The 18,357-nt window shown below is 51.4% G+C and carries 15 protein-coding genes and 2 pseudogenes; 8 read left to right on the plus strand and 9 right to left on the minus strand.

The window, feature by feature from the left end; all coding sequences use genetic code 11:
- Positions 1-912: 912 nt before the first annotated feature.
- The 6 genes and pseudogenes from uxaC to ACM5QY_RS07020 all read left to right on the plus strand — a co-directional run bounded on the left by uxaC (position 913) and on the right by ACM5QY_RS07020 (position 6,849).
- Positions 913-2,324, plus strand: a pseudogene (uxaC, locus tag ACM5QY_RS06995) (glucuronate isomerase).
- A 139-nt stretch (positions 2,325-2,463) separates the two neighbouring features.
- A complete protein-coding gene (locus ACM5QY_RS07000; RefSeq protein WP_416119873.1) occupies positions 2,464-3,915 on the plus strand; it encodes a tagaturonate reductase in 1,452 nt (483 codons plus the stop codon).
- Positions 3,916-3,925: 10 nt separating this feature from the next.
- Positions 3,926-5,415: pseudogene (locus tag ACM5QY_RS07005) on the plus strand (UxaA family hydrolase).
- Between the two features lie 91 nt (positions 5,416-5,506).
- Positions 5,507-6,067 (plus strand): YgjV family protein, encoded by a 561-nt coding sequence (locus ACM5QY_RS07010; protein ID WP_416119874.1) that lies wholly within the window; start codon positions 5,507-5,509, stop codon positions 6,065-6,067.
- Positions 6,068-6,239: 172 nt separating this feature from the next.
- Positions 6,240-6,722 carry a hypothetical protein gene (locus tag ACM5QY_RS07015; RefSeq protein WP_416119875.1) on the plus strand — a complete coding sequence of 161 codons (483 nt, stop codon included), beginning with the start codon at positions 6,240-6,242 and terminating at the stop codon, positions 6,720-6,722.
- Positions 6,700-6,849, plus strand: a complete 150-nt coding sequence (locus ACM5QY_RS07020; protein WP_416119876.1) for a hypothetical protein — start codon at positions 6,700-6,702, stop codon at positions 6,847-6,849. The genes ACM5QY_RS07015 and ACM5QY_RS07020 overlap by 23 nt, the downstream gene beginning before the upstream one ends.
- A 73-nt stretch (positions 6,850-6,922) precedes the next feature.
- Here ACM5QY_RS07020 and ACM5QY_RS07025 read toward each other — a convergent pair whose 3' ends face one another.
- The 7 genes from ACM5QY_RS07025 to pyrB all read right to left on the minus strand — a co-directional run bounded on the left by ACM5QY_RS07025 (position 6,923) and on the right by pyrB (position 13,156).
- Complete coding sequence (locus ACM5QY_RS07025) at positions 6,923-7,654, minus strand: proteasome-type protease (protein WP_416119877.1); 732 nt, start codon at positions 7,652-7,654, stop codon at positions 6,923-6,925.
- Between the two features lie 31 nt (positions 7,655-7,685).
- Positions 7,686-8,480, minus strand: a complete 795-nt coding sequence (locus ACM5QY_RS07030; protein ID WP_416119878.1) for a transglutaminase family protein — start codon at positions 8,478-8,480, stop codon at positions 7,686-7,688.
- Positions 8,480-9,421, minus strand: a complete 942-nt coding sequence (locus tag ACM5QY_RS07035; protein WP_416119879.1) for an alpha-E domain-containing protein — start codon at positions 9,419-9,421, stop codon at positions 8,480-8,482. Before ACM5QY_RS07035 ends, ACM5QY_RS07030 begins: the two co-directional genes overlap by 1 nt.
- Complete coding sequence (locus tag ACM5QY_RS07040) at positions 9,415-10,875, minus strand: circularly permuted type 2 ATP-grasp protein (RefSeq protein WP_416122832.1); 1,461 nt, start codon at positions 10,873-10,875, stop codon at positions 9,415-9,417. The genes ACM5QY_RS07035 and ACM5QY_RS07040 overlap by 7 nt, the downstream gene beginning before the upstream one ends.
- 300 nt (positions 10,876-11,175) lie before the next feature.
- Positions 11,176-11,562, minus strand: coding sequence for a 2-iminobutanoate/2-iminopropanoate deaminase (gene ridA / locus ACM5QY_RS07045; protein ID WP_416119880.1), 387 nt, complete (start codon positions 11,560-11,562; stop codon positions 11,176-11,178).
- Positions 11,563-11,736: 174 nt separating this feature from the next.
- Positions 11,737-12,201 carry an aspartate carbamoyltransferase regulatory subunit gene (gene pyrI / locus ACM5QY_RS07050; protein WP_104924304.1) on the minus strand — a complete coding sequence of 155 codons (465 nt, stop codon included), beginning with the start codon at positions 12,199-12,201 and terminating at the stop codon, positions 11,737-11,739.
- A 13-nt stretch (positions 12,202-12,214) separates the two neighbouring features.
- Positions 12,215-13,156: an aspartate carbamoyltransferase gene (pyrB, locus tag ACM5QY_RS07055; RefSeq protein WP_416119881.1), complete on the minus strand. Its 942-nt coding sequence runs from the start codon at positions 13,154-13,156 to the stop codon at positions 12,215-12,217.
- Between the two features lie 414 nt (positions 13,157-13,570).
- On the opposite strand from pyrB, the gene ACM5QY_RS07060 reads away from it, so the two are divergent.
- Complete coding sequence (locus tag ACM5QY_RS07060; RefSeq protein WP_416119882.1) at positions 13,571-14,041, plus strand: NanQ anomerase/TabA/YiaL family protein; 471 nt, start codon at positions 13,571-13,573, stop codon at positions 14,039-14,041.
- 12 nt (positions 14,042-14,053) lie between these two features.
- On the opposite strand, the gene ACM5QY_RS07065 is transcribed toward ACM5QY_RS07060, so the two are convergent.
- Together ACM5QY_RS07065 and argF are read right to left on the minus strand one after the other, a co-directional pair.
- Positions 14,054-15,826, minus strand: a complete 1,773-nt coding sequence (locus ACM5QY_RS07065; protein WP_416119883.1) for an alpha-amylase family glycosyl hydrolase — start codon at positions 15,824-15,826, stop codon at positions 14,054-14,056.
- Positions 15,827-15,989: 163 nt separating this feature from the next.
- Positions 15,990-16,997 carry an ornithine carbamoyltransferase gene (gene argF, locus ACM5QY_RS07070; RefSeq protein WP_416119885.1) on the minus strand — a complete coding sequence of 336 codons (1,008 nt, stop codon included), beginning with the start codon at positions 16,995-16,997 and terminating at the stop codon, positions 15,990-15,992.
- Positions 16,998-17,165: 168 nt separating this feature from the next.
- Between argF and rraB the strand changes: the two genes are divergently transcribed.
- Complete coding sequence (gene rraB / locus ACM5QY_RS07075; RefSeq protein WP_104924309.1) at positions 17,166-17,591, plus strand: ribonuclease E inhibitor RraB; 426 nt, start codon at positions 17,166-17,168, stop codon at positions 17,589-17,591.
- The last annotated feature ends 766 nt before the right edge of the window (positions 17,592-18,357 follow it).

The raw sequence follows: 18,357 nt of genomic DNA on the forward strand, positions 1-18,357 counted from the left end.
GGCGTATCTCGCACCGCCTGAATAAGCGCGGGCTTCTGGCTTTCCTTAAAAAGTGTTTTCCGGGAACGTCGCCGCCAGATGATTTCACTGGGAGCTGCCCGATGGCTTACGCACTGGTTTATTGTTATCTGTGCGTAAGAGTCCGATGAACTTCCTGAACACCAGAATTACTGCTTCGCCATGGGCTGATTGCGCCTGGGAAGTGTTTTGCCCGGGCAACAGCGAAAGGACGTGGCAGGTAATCTCTGACGCTCTTGTCCGGGCGATGCAAAGATAACTTGTCATACAGATTTAAAATTTGAATGACATCACAAAACCACATTTAAATTGTGTGGTTACTTAACTTTTTTAACTACACACTTATTTAATTGAATTTACTCATAAAACTGTTTTTTTAGTTGATCCTGTTCACACTTTTTTGTGAAGGAGTAACATTGCGGACCGGATCACTGAAACTAAATTGGTGTAACAACTTTACGAGTTGATCACATTTCGGCCTGACAGTGGATGTCAGGGGGTTATGCCGACGCAAGACAGGCTTTCGGTAACGTAAAAGCGTCAATGTATAAAGGAATGGCAGCCGGGGCGGGGCCGGAGATGCCTGAAAACAGGTCAGGAACCTGCAAGCGGTGAAATGGGTTTTGTTACGTTGGGTTCGAAATAACCTGTCATACAGATTTAAAGTTTGAGTGACATCACAAAATGACACTCTGATTGTGAGGATAATAAGCACCCGTGCAGTAAGGCTTCAACGTTATTATTTTACAGAGAGTTAGTGAGTTTATTAGGCCGTGAATTGCCTGCTTTTACCGGCACATACCCCTAAAAAGAGCTGGACGACAACCTGAATTGGTGTGATAACTTCGCACCATTGAGAGACAACTCTACAGATTTCATGATGAGGAACCTAAGATGGCGCAGTTTTTAACAGAAGACTTCCTTCTCGACACTGAATTCGCACGTCGCCTGTATCACGACTACGCGAAAGATGAGCCAATTTTCGACTACCACTGCCATTTGCCGCCTGAGCTGATTGCTCAGAACTACAAATTCAAAAACCTGTATGACATTTGGCTGAAAGGCGATCACTACAAATGGCGTGCGATGCGCACCAACGGTGTGCCTGAACGTATGTGTACCGGCGATGCCACTGACCGCGAGAAATTTGACGCGTGGGCAGCGACGGTTCCTCACACCATCGGTAATCCGCTTTACCACTGGACGCATCTTGAGTTACGTCGTCCGTTCGGTATTACCGGCAAACTGCTTTCCCCGGCCACAGCAGGCGAAATCTGGGAACGCGGTAATGAATTACTGGCGCAGGACAACTTCTCTGCACGCGGCATCATGAAACAGATGAACGTGAAAATGGTCGGCACAACCGATGACCCGATCGATTCGCTGGAACACCATAAAGCCGTCGCGCAAGACAGCAGTTTTGATATCAAAGTGCTGCCAAGCTGGCGTCCGGACAAAGCCTTCAACATTGAAGCCGCGACTTTCGCTGACTACGTGAAGAAACTGGAAGCTGCGGCTGACGTTTCCATCACCCGTTTCAGCGATCTGCGTGATGCACTGAAAAAACGAATGGATCACTTCGCGGCGCACGGCTGCAAAGTTTCCGACCATGCGCTGGATGTCGTTGTGTACGGCGAAGCGGATGACGCCACCCTGGACGGCATTCTCGCCCGTCGCCTGAGCGGTGAAACGCCAACGTCTGAAGAAATTGCCCAGTTCAAAACCGGCGTATTGCTGTATCTGGCTTCTGAATATCAGCGTCGCGAATGGGTGCAGCAGTACCACATTGGTGCGCTGCGTAATAACAACACCCGTATGTTCCAGCTGATCGGCGCGGATGTCGGTTTCGACTCCATCAATGACCAGCCGCTGGCAGAACCGCTGTCAAAACTGCTGGGCGCGCAGGGCCTGGCCGGTGGTCTGCCAAAAACCATTCTGTACTGCCTGAACCCACGTGATAACGAAGTGATCGGCACCATGGTCGGTAACTTCCAGGGGAAGGGATGCCGGGCAAAATGCAGTTCGGCTCCGGCTGGTGGTTCAACGATCAGAAAGATGGCATGCAACGCCAGATGACGCAGCTCGCCAATCTGGGCTTGTTGAGCCGTTTCGTGGGGATGCTGACGGATAGCCGCAGTTTCCTGTCTTATACACGCCACGAATATTTCCGTCGGATCCTGTGCCAGATGATCGGCCACTGGGTGGAAGCGGGTGAAGCGCCGGCAGATATCGAACTGCTGGGCAGCATGGTGAGAAATATCTGCTTCGATAACGCCAAACAGTATTTCCAGATTGAACTGAACTAAAAGCACGACGGGGCGCAGATTCCTGCGCTCCTGATAAAATACATAAATAACAAACTATTATCCCAACAAAGAACGACGGCCACGGGACAAACTGATGTCCTCAAAGACCGGCGTCTGACCAAATTAAGGTGAATGTGAGATGCAAAGGTTAAATCGCCGTGACTTCCCAGGCCGTCAACATCCAGACAAAATTATCCAGTTCGGTGAAGGCAACTTTTTGCGGGCGTTTGTCGACTGGCAAATAGATTTGCTGAATGAACATACCGATCTGGATGCCGGTATCGTGATCGTTCGCCCGATTGATACCGATTTCCCACCTTCACTGAGTACGCAGGACGGTCTGTACACCACGATCATCAGCGGCCTGAATGAGCAGGGTGAAACCGTGCGCGACACGCGCATCATTCGTTCCGTAAACCGCGAAATCAATATTTATCATCAGTTTGACGAATATCTGGCGCTGGCCCGCGATCCGAATATCCGCTTTGTGTTTTCTAACACCACCGAAGCGGGTATCAGCTATGTCGAAAGCGACAGCCTGAACGATGCGCCACCGGCCAGTTTCCCGGCCAAACTGACCCGTCTGCTGTTCGAGCGTTTCACTCATTTCTCCGGCGCGGCTGATAAAGGCTGGGTTTTGCTGCCGTGTGAACTGATTGATTATAACGGCAAAGCCTTGCAGGAACTGGTGCTACGCTATGCACAACAGTGGGCATTACCGGCGGCGTTCACCCAGTGGCTGGAAAACAGCAACACCTTCTGCTCGACGCTGGTTGACCGCATTGTGACGGGTTACCCGCGCAGCGAAATCGACAGCCTGCAGGAAGAACTCGGTTATCAGGACAGCTTCTTCGACAGCGCCGAACACTTTTATCTGTTCGTGATCCAGGGGCCGAAAAGCCTGGCGCAGGAACTGCGTCTGGACAAATTACCGCTGAACATCCGCCTGGTTGACGACATCAAACCGTATAAAGAACGCAAAGTGGCGATCCTCAACGGCGCGCACACGGCGCTGGTGCCGGTGGCGTTTCTGTCCGGTCTGAACACCGTTGGTGAGTCTATGAATGACGCGCAAATCAGCCGCTTTGTAGAACTGGCCATTGCCGAAGAGATTTCTCCGGTTCTGGATTTGCCGCAGGACGAACTGACGTCATTTGCTCAGGCAGTGCTCAGCCGTTTCCGCAACCCGTTCATTCAGCATCAGCTGTTGTCTATCGCGCTGAACGGCATGACTAAATACCGCACCCGAATTCTGCCGCAACTGCTGGCGAGCCAGGAAAAGAATGGCATCCTGCCTCCGCGCCTGACTTTCGCACTGGCCGCATTGCTGGCGTTTTACCGTGGCGAACGTAACGGCGAAACCTATCCGTTGCAGGACGATGCGCACTGGCTGAGTCGTTTCTCCGAACTTTGGGCAAGCGTGCGCAGTGGTAACCTGCCGCTGGTCGGGCTGGTGGAAACCGTGCTGGCCGATGAAGAACACTGGGGACGTGATCTGAACACGATCCCTGGACTGACGGCAAAAATCACCGAACAACTGCAGGCGATTGAAGACCGTGGCATGCGCGATGCGTTGGCGGCTTACAGCTAAGAGAGCAACTATGCAAAGTATCATTCAAATTCATACTGCCGATAACGTCGCTGTAGCCCTTCGCGATATCGATGCCGGTGAGCAGGTCGATGCGGGCGGTTATACCGTGGTTCTGGCTCAGCCTGTCGTCCGTGGTCATAAGTTTGCCCTGCGTCCGATTGCGGCCGGTGAAAACATTGTTAAATACGGTCTGCCGATTGGTCATGCGCTGACGGCGATTGAGCCAGGTGTGCATATTCACTCACAAAACGGCAAAACCAATCTCAGCGATCTGGATCAGTACCAGTATCAGCCGGAATTTGCGACCCTGCCGGAGCAAATGGCCGATCGCGAAGTGCAGATCTACCGTCGTAAAAACGGTCAGGTCGGGATCCGTAACGAGATTTGGCTGATCCCAACGGTGGGTTGCGTGAACGGAATTGCCCGCCAGATCCAGTCACGTTTCCTGAAAGAAACCCATGACGCGGAAGGCACCGACGGCGTCTTCCTGTTCACCCATCCGTTTGGCTGTTCGCAGCTGGGCGATGACCACGTGAACACCCGCACCATGCTGCAAAATATGGTACGCCATCCGAACGCGGGCGCGGTGCTGGTGATTGGTCTGGGGTGTGAAAACAACCAGGTGGACGTGTTCCGCGAAACGCTGGGTGAAGTTGACGAAGATCGCGTGCGTTTCATGACGCTGCAAAAATTCGACGACGAAGTGGAAGCCGGTCTGGAGCGTCTGCGCGAACTGTATGCCGTCATGCGTAATGACAAACGTGAAACCGGTAAACTCAGCGAGCTGAAATTTGGTCTGGAATGCGGCGGTTCTGACGGCTTGTCTGGTATCACCGCGAACCCGCTGCTCGGACGTTTCTCCGACTACGTGATCGCCAACGGCGGCACCTCTGTGCTGACCGAAGTGCCGGAAATGTTTGGTGCGGAACGTATTCTGATGAGCCGCTGCCGCGATGAATCGACGTTTGAAAAGACCGTTCACATGGTCAACGATTTCAAACAGTATTTCATCGAGCATAATCAGCCGATTTATGAGAACCCGTCTCCGGGTAACAAAGCGGGGGTATCACCACGCTGGAAGAAAAATCGCTCGGCTGCACGCAGAAAGCAGGGCAAAGCCCGGTGATGGACGTGTTGAAATACGGCGAACGCCTGACGACGCCGGGCCTGAATCTGCTGAGCGCGCCGGGCAACGACGCCGTAGCAACCAGCGCGCTGGCCGGTGCCGGTTGTCATATGGTGCTGTTCAGTACCGGCCGCGGCACGCCTTACGGCGGTTTTGTGCCGACGGTAAAACTGGCGACGAACAGTGAACTGGCGACGAAAAAACCTCACTGGATCGACTTCGATGCAGGACGCCTGATCCACGATGTCAGCATGGATCAACTGCTGGGTGAGTTTGTGGATTTGATCGTTGCGATCGCGGATGGCCGTAAAGCCAAAAACGAACTTAACGATTTCCGCGAACTGGCGATCTTTAAAAGCGGTGTCACATTGTAACGCTTACGCATAATCGTTAGAATGAAACGGCGTTTCAAATATGAAGCGCCGTTTGCTTTTTTACGCATCCTTCGAATGAGATCTCCGAAAAATGACGTATTACTGGTTTGCCCAGTCAGTCGGTGTTCTGGCCTTTGTGGTCGGTATCACGATGTTTTTCAACCGCAGCGACCGCCGCTTCAAACAGCAGCTTTCAGCCTACAGCGCCATTATAGGCGTGCATTTCCTGATGATGGGCGCTGCACCGGCGGGCATGAGCGCCTTGCTGAACTCGGTACGAACCCTGATTTCCCTGCGCACACGTAATCAGTGGATTATGGTGATTTTCATCGTCCTGACGCTGGTTCTGGGGCTGAGCCGCGCGCACCACTGGGTGGAATTATTGCCTGTTGGCGCAACGGTCGTCAGCACCTGGGCGCTGTTCCGCACCAGCGGGCTGACCACGCGCTGCATCATGTGGTGCTCGACCTGCTGCTGGGTATTCCACAATATCTGGCTCGGTTCGATCGGCGGATCGCTTATTGAAGGCAGTTTCCTCGTCATGAACGGCTTTAACATCATCCGTTTCCGCCGGTTACAACTTCGCGGCATCGATCCTTTCGAAGTCGAGAAAAAGCTCGTGAAGAAGATGGAAGAGAATCAGGCCGGATAATGGAGAGGTCCACAAATTGTGGATCTCTGTCTGAAAATCTCAGTGAAAACGTGTAACGATCTATTTTTATCTGAATCCGTCATTAAGTTTTTTACTTTCCTCATTGGCATCTTGAAATAAAACATTAAATTATGTTTTTTAAAATTTAATGATATTTTTCAGGGAAGATAATATGCCTTTTCAGTTAAGTGATGACTTTAACGAGTTACATCAAAATGGATTTAACTACCAATCATTCAAATTTTTAATAAATGGATTTCCGTTTATTATGGTCTTCTTTGAAATCTTGAGAAGTGATCGTGAGTATTTATGGGAACGTGAAAAAGAAGTTGGCTTCACTCTGCCTGCCGGGAGCTTTGACGTGAAATCCGATAGACAAAATAATGTTGATAAGGAAGAATACTACACGCCAGCACAGCCGGACGAGCAGCTCAATGCAAAGGGGATGGCGGCGCTGGGTAACGTGTTAGAAATCATTCTTGAAAAACACGTTATCAAATATCAATCACAACTCTTGCTGGCTATTGCCGATAATCCCAGACTAAAACACTTCTATGATCGTTTAGCCAGAAAACACCGGCACTCATTGAAATACACGATAGTGTCAAATATTGGATATGGAGGAAATGGATATGCCATCACTGCCCACTATTGAACAATACCGCACGATGACGTTACGCGAGCGTCAAATCCTGGGGATGCAGTTATTTAAATCGGCTTATGATAAAAGCATGGCTGAAATGAACAAGTTGAATGAAACGGCTAAATTGAGCCATCAATAATAATTGCCGGTATCTCATTGCCGGAAGCCATGGTGATTTACTATATCAATCGCCATGGCTTCCGGTTAAAGATTTACTCTTCCAGTTTCAGCGGTGGCAACTGCGCAAAAATGCTCAGCAGGCCTTCGCCCCAGCCTTTGCGGATCATGTCGAAATACGGATGGCTTTCGGTGATCCGATACTGTTGTGCGGTACTGTAGCTGTCTGTGGGGTAGGTCAGAACGTCCAGCGGCAGGCCGACGGACAGATTACTCCGCAACGTGGAATCCATCGAAATCAGCGCGCATTGCATCGCCTGATCCAGCGGCGTCTCGAAGCTCAGCACGCGATCGATAATCGGTTTACCGTACTTACTTTCACCCACCTGAAAATACGGCGTGTCGTGTGTGGCCTCGATAAAATTCCCCTGCGGATAAACATGAAACAACCGCAGCCCTTCGCCTTTAATCTGGCCGCCGAGCAGCAGGTTACAGCTGAAATCCGTGCTCCCGCCCTGATTCGCACCGCTGTCGCGGGCAATCACTTCGCGAACCGTTTCGCCCAGCAGGCTTGCGGCGTCATACATTGACTCCACGTTGAGCAGGTTTTCCCGCTCATCATCCAGGCATCGACGGTGCAGCAGGCTGATAATGCTCTGTGTGGTCGCCAGATTTCCGGCACTTTGGAGCACCAGCACACGTTCATCGCTTTGATGGAAAACGTGCAGTTTGCGGAAGGTGGAAATATGGTCCACTCCGGCGTTGGTGCGCGAGTCTGAAACAAACACCAGGCCAGAGGACAAGCGCATGGCCACACAGTAAGTCATAGAAAAATCTTCCTATTTCAATCAGTCAGGATTATTGCGGAATATCGAACATCTCTACCGCCGCGACAGTGCGCATGTCTTCGCATCCTCCACCTAACCGGATACCGCGGACCGGGCACGCATCAAGATAATCTATGCCGATAGCCAGTTTCAAATGCTGATTGGGCTGACAGGTGTTATTCGTGACATCAAAGCTCTGCCAGCGGTCATCCAGCCAGGCTTCAGCCCACGCGTGCATTGCCACATGTGCGGAGTCTTCGGTGTAGAGATAGCCGCTGACGTAACGCGCCGGAATGCCCAGACTGCGGCAACAGGCGAGGAAAACGTGGGTGTGGTCCTGACACACGCCTTGCTGTGCAGAAAACGCCTGCGAGGCACTGTCTTTCACCGTGGTGGTACCGGGGCTGTAAGGCATTTTCAGCAGCAGTTCGCCCATCAGGCTGCACAGGCTTTCGTGCTGCGCCTGCGGCCGGTAATAACGGTTGGCGAAATCACGGATTGCGCCGTCGGCCTGAGTCAGCGGGCTGGTGCGCAAAAAGACCAGCGGCGACAGATGTCCGCAATTGTCGTCTTCTGTGTTGTCTTCAATCTCCACCACGCCGTTGGCCTCGATGATGATCGCCTGATGCGGCTGGTCCAGTGTCAGTACGTGTAACACATTGCCATAAGCGTCCAGCGTGCGGGTAGCGTATTCAGGCAGCGTCAGATCCCATGAGAGGATTTTCTGATGGCTGGAGTCCTGCGGGGTCAGGCGCAGATATTGCGTGCTGTGTTTGACTTGTTGCGCATAGGTGTAATGCGTCTGATGACTGACATTCAGTTTCATTATTGTGCCTCCAGATAGGTTTGATGAATGCTCTCAGCGATGGCGTTGGTCTGATCAAGAAACTGCATTAACCAGGGGCTGAGGCCCATTTCGACTATCTCTTCCATTTCAGTAAAGCGGAGCTGAGCATGCAGGGTATGAACGCGGCGACGCGGCAAATTGCCCGCTGATCCGCCGATTTCCTCCAACTGCTCGGCCATGATTTCTACGCAGGACAACAGGGATCGCGGCAATTCGCGGCGCAGTATCAGCAGCTCGGCAATGCGTTTCTGACTGACCTGCTGCTTGTAGAGCGTGTGGAACGCTTCGCGGGCACTGACGGCGCGCAATAACGTGTCCATCCGGTAGTACTCGCGTACCGGATCTTCGTCGGCATTGAGCAACTGATTCTTGGCGTCCAGTAACCGTGCGGTGCTGTCGGCGCGTTCGAGCATGGTACCGAGCCGGATGAAATTCTGTGCGTCGCTGCGTAATAAGGTGCCAAACATCGCGCCACGAAACAGATGCGAGCGCTCCTTAACCCAGTCGAAGAAAGAATCTGCGCCTGCGGAGCCGACGCCCTGACGGCGGATCAGCTTCATTTCAATCCAGGTGGCGTTGATGCTTTCCCACACTTCGGAAGACAGGCTACCGCGCACCGCATGCGCGTTGTTCCAGGCCATCTGCAGACAGCTGAATATGCTGCTGTGGTTGAAACTGTCGAGTGCAAAAAAGTTGAGCAAATTGCCCATCGTTTCCTGCGGATAGTGCTCGTTAAATAACGTACGGGTGCCGGTCATGGTCAGCGGAACCAGCAAATCGTTATTTTCATCGCGGGCGTTAACATCACGAATCGACATCAATGACAGTTTATTGGTCACGTCCAGCAGGCGTGCGATATTCTCGGCGCGTTCCAGATAACGCGCCATCCAGTACAGTTCGCTGGCTGTTCTGCTTAGCATGCGTCACCCTCCGTTGGATCTTCCGAATCGTCTTCCAGCACCCAGGTATCTTTGGTGCCACCGCCCTGAGATGAGTTCACCACCAGCGAGCCTTCCTCCAGCGCGACGCGGGTTAACCCACCCGGCACCAGACGAATTTCAGCGCCGGTCAGTGCAAAAGGCCGCAAATCGATATGGCGCGGAGCCAGACCGTTTTCGACAAACGTCGGGCACGTTGAGAGCGCCAGCGTTTCCTGTGCAATGTAGTTTTCAGGCCGGGTTTTCAGTAACTGACGGAAGCGTTCAATTTCAACTTTGCTGGCGGTCGGGCCGATCAACATGCCGTAACCGCCTGCACCGTGGACTTCTTTCACCACCATTTTTTCCAGGTTTGCCAGCACGAAAGAAAGATCGGATCCCTTGCGGCATTGCCAGGTCGGCACGTTGTTAAGTATCGGATCTTCGGCCAGATAGTAGCGGATCATCTCCGGCACATACGGATAGATAGACTTGTCGTCGGCGACGCCAGTGCCAATCGCATTCGCCAGCACGACGCCACCGGCGCGGTAGACTGACAGCAGGCCGGGAACGCCCAGCATTGAATCGGCGCGGAACGCCAGCGGATCCAAAAACGCATCGTCGAGGCGGCGGTAGATCACATCGATCTTGCACGGGCCTGCTGTGGTGCGCATCAGCACGGCACCGTCTTTGACGAAGAGATCAGCGCTTTCCACCAGTTCGACGCCCATTTGCTGCGCAAGAAAACTGTGTTCGAAATACGCGCTGTTAAAGCGGCCGGGCGTCAGGACAACCACCGTCGGATCATTCACCGTGGTGCTTTCCCGCAAGGTTTGCAGCAGATGGGAAGGGTAGCGGGAAACCGGTGCAATCCGTTGTTCGGCAAACAGTTCCGGATATAACCGCATCATCATTTTGCGGTTTTCCATCATGTAAGAAACACCGGACGGCGTGCGCAGATTATCTTCAAGCACGTAATATTCGCCATCGCCGCCGCGCACCATATCGGTTCCGGCAATGTGCGCGTAAGTATCGCGGTGAAGATCGATGCCTTGCATACAGGGCTGATATTGTTCGTTTGCCAGAACCTGTTCGGCCGGGACGATCCCCGCTTTCAGTATTTTTTGATCGTGGTAAATATCGTGCAGAAAAGCATTCAGCGCCTGAACGCGCTGACGAATGCCGCGATCAAGCATTTGCCATTCGCTGGCCGGGATGATCCGCGGAACACTGTCGAACGGGATCAGCCGCTCCGCGCCATCATCTTCACCGTAAACATTAAAGGTAATCCCCACCCGGTGGAATAACAGCGCCGCTTCCTCTTTTTTGCGCTGAACCGCCTGTTGATCGGCTTGCTGCAACCACTGCCAGTAGGCCTGATAATGACTGCGGTGCGTCCCGTCAGCCATTAGCATCTCATCAAAAAAGGGTGAATCGGAAAGGTCAATCTTGATCATCATCACCTCACAAACTGGACAGGCCGCAATTGAATCGTTCAATAACAATGAAGATCAGGCATAAAGTGTGCCAGCGTGCAAAACGGGCTGAAAATGAAGGAAAAAGAGGTCATGCCGCCCTGTTTAGGTGCAGAAAAGTTTCTGACTGAGTGAAAAGAGGGCAAAAATGGTCGTGTTACGGTAAGTATGGTCGCTGATGAAGCAACCGCCACCGGTGGCGGAAAAACATAAGAAACGTGAACGGACAGGCGAAAAAAAACCAGCCCGCAGGCTGGTCAGTTCGAAGTGCGGCTGGCGCGATTAACGGCGGACGGCGATGGCTTCGATTTCGATTTTCACGTCTTTTGGCAGACGGGCAACTTCAACGCATGAACGTGCCGGGAAAGGTGCGTTATGTTCGGTGAAAAAAGCTTCGTAAGTGGCGTTAACGGTGGCGAAGTCATTCAGATCTTTCACGAAAACAGTGGTTTTCACGATGTCTGAAACTTTCAGGCCAGCAGCTTCAACGATAGCCTGGACGTTTTCCAAAGACTGACGCGCCTGAGCGGCGATGTCATCGGCCACAGTGCCGGTTTTAGGATCAACAGGGATTTGGCCTGACGTGATGATCATGCTGCCCAGATCCACGCCCTGAACATAAGGACCGATTGCGGCGGGTGCGTTTTCAGTGCTGATTTCGCGGGACATAACGTCTCCTGATTTTGGGTTAGGGGGGTAAAAATCCAGCCACCAGTATACCCTAAATAATTCGGGTTGCAGGAAGGCGGCAAGTGAGAGAATCCCGATGAGCTGACTCAGGTCAGTGATTCGGGTGAAAGAGCGAAGCCAGCGCACCTGCAACCTGAAGTATGACGGGTATGGTCAATCGTTGTTGAGTACAACCTGATGCTCAAACTCTTTCTCGCAGTATTTGCATTTCAGATGAACGCCATCTGCACGCTGTTTTACCGCAAAGCTGGAATCCACTGGTTCAAAACGGCTGATGCAGTTGCCGTTCGGGCAGCGCAAAACCCCGATAATGCGGTCCGGCAACGTCGGCATCAGCTTCTTCACGACGTCGTAATTATCAATGCGGTTCACCGTGGCGCGCGGGGCATAGACCGCCAGCTGATTGACCTGTTCGTCGGTCAGGAACGTGTTTTCGATTTTAATAATATCTTTGCGGCCAAGTTCACCGGAAGGCAAATTCAGGCCGACGGTAACGCGCTGTTCTGTCTGCGTAAATTTAAACAGCGACAGCAATTTAAAGCCGACCTGCGCCGGAATATGGTCGATTACCGTGCCGCATTTAATGGCTTCAACCTGAAGTTTATTGTCGTGTGTCATGATCGTTTTCTCCTCAAGCTGACTGTGCAGTCTCTGCGTTCAATACCAGCGCCAGCAAAGCCTGACGCGCAAAAATCCCGTTGCCGGCCTGCTGGAAATACCAGGCGTAGGGCGTTTTATCGACATCCGGCGTGATTTCGTCGATGCGTGGCAGCGGGTGCAGAACTTTCAGGTGCGGCTGAGCGCCGTTCAGATCCGCCGCGCGCAGGACAAACTGCGCTTTGACGTTGGCATATTCAGACGGGTCCAGACGCTCTTTCTGTACGCGGGTCATGTACAGAATGTCGATTTCCGGCACGACTTCATCGATGCTGCTGTGCAGGCTGTATTCAATGCCTTTCTCTTCCAGCAGCGCCAGAATATACCCCGGCATGGCGAGCGCGTCGGGCGCGATAAAGTAGAAGCGGTTGCCGTTAAATTTCGCCAGCGCCTGCGCCAGAGAGTGAACGGTGCGGCCATATTTCAGGTCACCGACCATCGCGATTTTGATGTTATCGAGACGTCCCTGCGTTTCCTGAATGGTGAACAAATCCAGCAAAGTTTGCGTCGGGTGCTGGTTCGCGCCGTCACCGGCATTGAGAACCGGAATGCCACCAGAGAATTCAGTCGCCAGACGCGCCGCGCCTTCCTGCGGGTGGCGCATCACGATGGCATCCACGTAGGTGCTGATCACCGAAATGGTGTCTGCCAGTGTCTCGCCTTTCTTGCCGAGCGACGTATTGCTGCTGTCAGAAAAACCGACGACGGAAGCGCCGAGACGATGCATGGACGTCTCAAACGACAGGCGCGTTCGGGTTGAGGCTTCGAAGAAACAACTGGCGATCACTTTGTGTTTCAACAATTCCGGTTGCGGATTCGCTTTCAGGCTGGCCGCGGTGTCGAGCACCAGTTCCAGTTCCTCGCGGCTGAGATCGTTGATAGAAATGATGTCTTTTTGATAGAGCGGGTTAGCCATCGTTATTCTCCTGTTTCTTTGTTCTTAGAAGATGCGCGCTCAAACGCGACACACCCAAATTTTGGACAAAAAAAAGCCCCTGCAATGAGGGGCCTTTCTTTTTGATCAACTGAACGCTGACCGGAGATGCAACGGAAGAACAACGGCAGCGGGCTGCCTGATGGCACGGTGTCTGGTCGATCATCTGAGCACAAAACGTGGCAATTGTTCATAGGTTCTCCCGGCAAATTGTGGCGCATTATACGCGCGTCACCGGCGACATCAAGCGGAAAAATGGCCGATAAGCAAACGATTGGTATGGCTGAAAATGGAGACGAAAATTGTTAACTGGATCAAAAGGTATTGCCTTTCTTTTCTTTATGATGTGCAGACATTGAAACAGTATTTCATTTTAACTTTAACGAAGGGAAAACCATGATCACCGGTAACATTCATCAACTGCATTTAGTGCCTTATCTGCCCGCTGAATTGCGCGAAGCCATTGAGTATGTGAAGAAAAATATCACGGCACAAACACCGCTGGGTAAACACGATATTCGCGGGAACGACGCGTTTGTTCTGATTTCTAACGATTCAACCGCGCCTCAGGCGGAACGCCGTGCGGAGTTCCATGCCCGTTATCTGGATATCCAGATTGTCCTGAACGGGACGGAAGGGATGACGTTCAGCAATCTTCCGGCGGGAACCGTTGATACTGACTGGCTGGAAGATAAAGACATCGCGTTTCTGGCTGCCGGCGAGCAGGAAAAAACCATGATTATGCAGGCCGGTGATTTCGTGGTGTTTTATCCGGGCGAAGTGCATAAACCGCTGTGCGCCGTCGGCGAACCGGCCAACGTGCGCAAAGCGGTTGTCAAAATGGATGTCAATACGTTGTCTGCTTAACGGCCAGTCAGTTTAACGTTTTGTCCGTTTAAACAATTTCATCCGCCAGCGACGCAGCCTGCCAAGACGTTCTGGCGCTTTAAGTTTGTGTTTGATCCACACCACCTGCCACGGCTGGAGCCGCATCTGGCCGTTAAATACTTCTCCGCCAATCAGATCTTTGCCTTCCACCGCCAGTTTCAGCATTTGGGAATGATCGCTGATGTTAAACACGCAGGTGATCCGATCTTCGCTTTTCGGATCATAACGTTCCATGGCGAATAACGATTTGCCCAGATCAAACACGCGCTGGCCTGCCTGCGGCGAAAACGCCGGATGTGCGCGACGATGTTTAATCAGTTCCTGTAAGCCGTAAAATACGCGGGAGCGCAGGCTGTCTTTCTTCTCCAGTTCAGCCTCCAGTGTGCCGAGTTCCAGTTTTTTACGGTTGATGCGGCGGTTGATCCCGGACTGATGCATGCCGTCGAGATCGTTCTCGCTGCCGAGCAGGCTGTGGATGTAAATCGCCGGAACGCCGATAAACGAGAGCAACAGCGCCTGCGCTGCCAGGAATTTACGGGCTTTCAGGTCGATATCATCTTCCGGTTCGGTCAGGGCGCTGAGGTAATTAATATTCAGTTCATAAGGCGAATGTGTGCCGTCGCCGTTGTCTTTATAGGAGACGCGGCCTTCTTTGCGCAGTGTTTCCTGCGCCATATATTTGCGTTCATCGTCGGTGAGGAAGGTTTCCGTCGGGCGCAGGCCAATGCCGTCGTGGCTCGCCAGAAAGTTGAAATACGTGGTGTCCGGATAGCGCGCTTCTGCATTCAGGCTTTGCGCCCATTGTGTCAGGGTCGTGGTGTCCTGACGTAAAAAGGCGTAGAGCGTCAGCGGCGGTAACGGAAACTGATACACCATATGCGCTTCATCACCTTCACCGAAATAGCTGATGTTTTCGTGATGCGGCACGTTGGTTTCCGTGATGAGCCGTGTGCCGGGGATCACTTCGTCGAGGATCGTGCGCCAGACTTTAATGATGTTGTGCGCCTGGGGCATATGAATGCATCGCGTACCCACTTCTTTCCAGATATACCCGATGGCGTCGAGGCGGATCGACTGGCCGCCGCTGGCCGCGTACTGCAACAATACGTCGATGCTCTCCAGCAGAACCTGCGGATTTTTGAAATTGATATCCACCTGATCTTCGCTGAACGTCGTCCACAGATACAGTTCGGTGCCGTCGGCTTTGATAAATGGCGTCAGCAGCGGCGAGGCGCGCGGACGCACCACGCGGCTGTAATCGAGCTCGGGATTCGAGGCAATAAAGTAATCTTTGTAATACGGATCGTCGTGCAGGTAGCCTTTCATCCACTCGCTGGATCGCGAGATATGGTTGATGACGCAGTCAAACATCAGATTGAAATGTGCGGAGAGATGATGAATATCGGACCATCCGCCGAGATTCTCGTCGATCCGGCGGTAATCAATAACGCTAAAACCGTCATCCGAGCTGTAGGGATACATCGGCAGAATGTGGATGTCGCTGACGATCTCGCGCAGATAAGTATTGGCGAAATGGTTTAAGGTCGCCAGCGGCGGTTGCTCGCCGTGGCGAATATTGTCGCCGTAGGTGATCAGATAAATATGGGTGCCATCGACCCAACTTGTCGTGCGGTGTTTGCCGTAGTTCCATTTTTCAGCGAGATGCAGGATTTTTTTCAGCAGGTCAGCAATGTGTTCTCTGGGGTAAATCCGGCTTAAAAGACTTTCCAGCCGCAGGACATACTCGAGATTAACTGAGCTCATAGCGGTTCCTTCTTACAGCATTCTTTTTGTATGAAAAATAACAGTGCTCTGAAAAGGTTAGTTGAAAATGGCAGGCTTTGACGGCAGGAGAGCGATATAGCAGAGGATTCCGGGGGAATAAAACGGCATCACTTTGCCTTGTCGCAAAAGATGCCGGATAAAATCAGGCGTTGCCGAGGGTAGCGACCATCACGGCTTTGATGGTGTGCAGACGGTTTTCAGCCTGATCGAAGACCACGCTATGGCTAGATTCGAATACTTCGTCGGTGACTTCCATGCCGCCGTGCAGGCCGTATTCTTCTGCCATTTGTTTGCCGAGCGTGGTCTGGTCATCGTGAAACGCAGGCAAACAGTGCAGAAACTTCACCTTCGGATTGCCGGTCAGTGCCAGCATCGCGCTGTTAACCTGATACCCACGCAACAGATTTATACGTTCTTTCCAGACCTCTTTCGGCTCACCCATCGATACCCAAACGTCGGTATACAGGAAATCGGCATCCTTCACGCCGGTCGCGATATCTTCTGTCAACGTTATGCTGCCGCCATTTTCTTTTGCCAGATTTTCGCAGGTGGCGACCAGTTCAGCTTCCGGCCAGCAGGCAGAAGGCGCGACCAGACGTAAATCCAGCCCGCATAACGCTGCCGCTTCCAGTAACGAGTTCCCCATGTTGTTACGGGTATCGCCCAGATAAGCCAGACGCATGCCTTTCAGCGGTTTGCCTGGCAGATGTTCCTGCATGGTGAGCAAATCCGCCAGCAATTGGGTCGGGTGGAATTCGTTGGTCAGACCGTTCCAGACCGGGACACCGGCGTATTGCGCCAGTATTTCCACTTTATCCTGGCCGTAACCCCGATACTGAATACCGTCATACATCCGGCCAAGCACGCGGGCGGTATCTTTCATGGATTCTTTATGGCCAATCTGGCTGCCGCTTGGGCCGAGATAGGTGACTTTCGCCCCCTGATCGTATGCGGCAACTTCGAAAGAGCATCGGGTGCGTGTTGAGTCTTTTTCGAAGATGAGCGCGATGTTTTTGCCTTGCAGGCTGGCCTTCTCGGTGCCGTTTTTCTTAGCGGCTTTTAATTCTGCGGAGAGTTTCAGCAGGGACGAAATCTCTGACGGGGTAAAATCCAGTAACCTGAGAAAATGACGTTTACTCAACAAACTCATGATGTCGCTCCATAGCGCGTTAGCATTTCGGATTGAATTTAAATTCAATTTAACTGTATGAATATGCAATTACAACCCCGAAGCAAAAACTTTGTCGTTTATAGTGGAGGCGCGCCCTGTGGTGTGTGAAAATAGCGGTCAAACGTCACATTGATTGAGGACTGAGATATGGCAAACCGTGAATTGCTGGACGAACAACGTGAAGAGACTCGCTTAATCATCGAAGAGCTGCTGGACGATGGCAGCGATCCTGACGCGCTTTACACCATTGAACACCACTTATCTTCAGAGAAATTCGAAGTTCTGGAGAAAGCGGCGGTTGAAGCTTTCAAGCTGGGTTACGAAGTTACCGACCCGGAAGAGCTGGAAGTCGAAGACGGTTCTGTTCTGATGTGTTGTGACGTAATCAGCGAAATCGCGCTGAAAGCGGAACTGATCGACGCTCAGGTTGAACAACTGATGAATCTGGCCGAAGCCAACGGCGTCAACTATGACGGCTGGGGCACTTACTTCGAAGGCGATGACGACGAAGAAGGTGAAGAAGGCGAAGATGAAGATTTCGTCGATGAAGATGATGACGGGAAACGTCATTAATCGAGCCTGATTTATGAATAATCGGATTTAAAAGTAAAAGGCTGCCGGAGACGGTGGCCTTTTTTTATGGGGCTTCACTTATATGATGTTCGGAATGTATAACCCAGTACCTGTTATTTATATCTGATAGAATAACTATTCTATCTAAATTTATTCGCTGACATATTCACTTGGGAAATCACTTCATTGAAATTCATCAGTCAGTTGTAGTTAAATTTTAATGTTATTATTACGACATAGATCAATTTTTGCAGGTTTTTCAAGAGTATTGTATAGCTCTGCTTATCGAGGTATGAGTAAGTTCATGTATTTACATTCTCTTTTCCAAATAATCAAAGGAATCAGTGAAGGGGGGTATTTTGATAATCACTAACTCCAGAGACATTGTCATAGATTCATTTTCATACACACCTATATTATTATATTTTTCTTTTTCATTTTGTGTCGCGATTTTTCTTTATTGGGTTAGATCTTTTTCTTCATCCTTCAGAAATGCTCCTTTGTTTATTATTGCACTAATTATAAACTTGTGTGTATCTGCTTCATATTTGTATGCTGGAATTTATGGCAATGGGTTTACAAAGATAATTGACTTCCTAGAATACCCATACTTGCAGTATTCATGTTTAATTTTTTCTTTTTTATACATGTCGTTAATTCCAAAGGCCAGTGGGCCATTAAAGTGGAAATGGTGGTAGTTTAAATATTTATATCATGTTAATTACCTGTGGAGCATTGAAAATGGTTGATAGATATCGTTGATATT

Origin of the sequence: Rahnella sp. PCH160, assembly GCF_047784855.1 — a bacterium.
GTDB lineage: Bacteria > Pseudomonadota > Gammaproteobacteria > Enterobacterales > Enterobacteriaceae > Rahnella.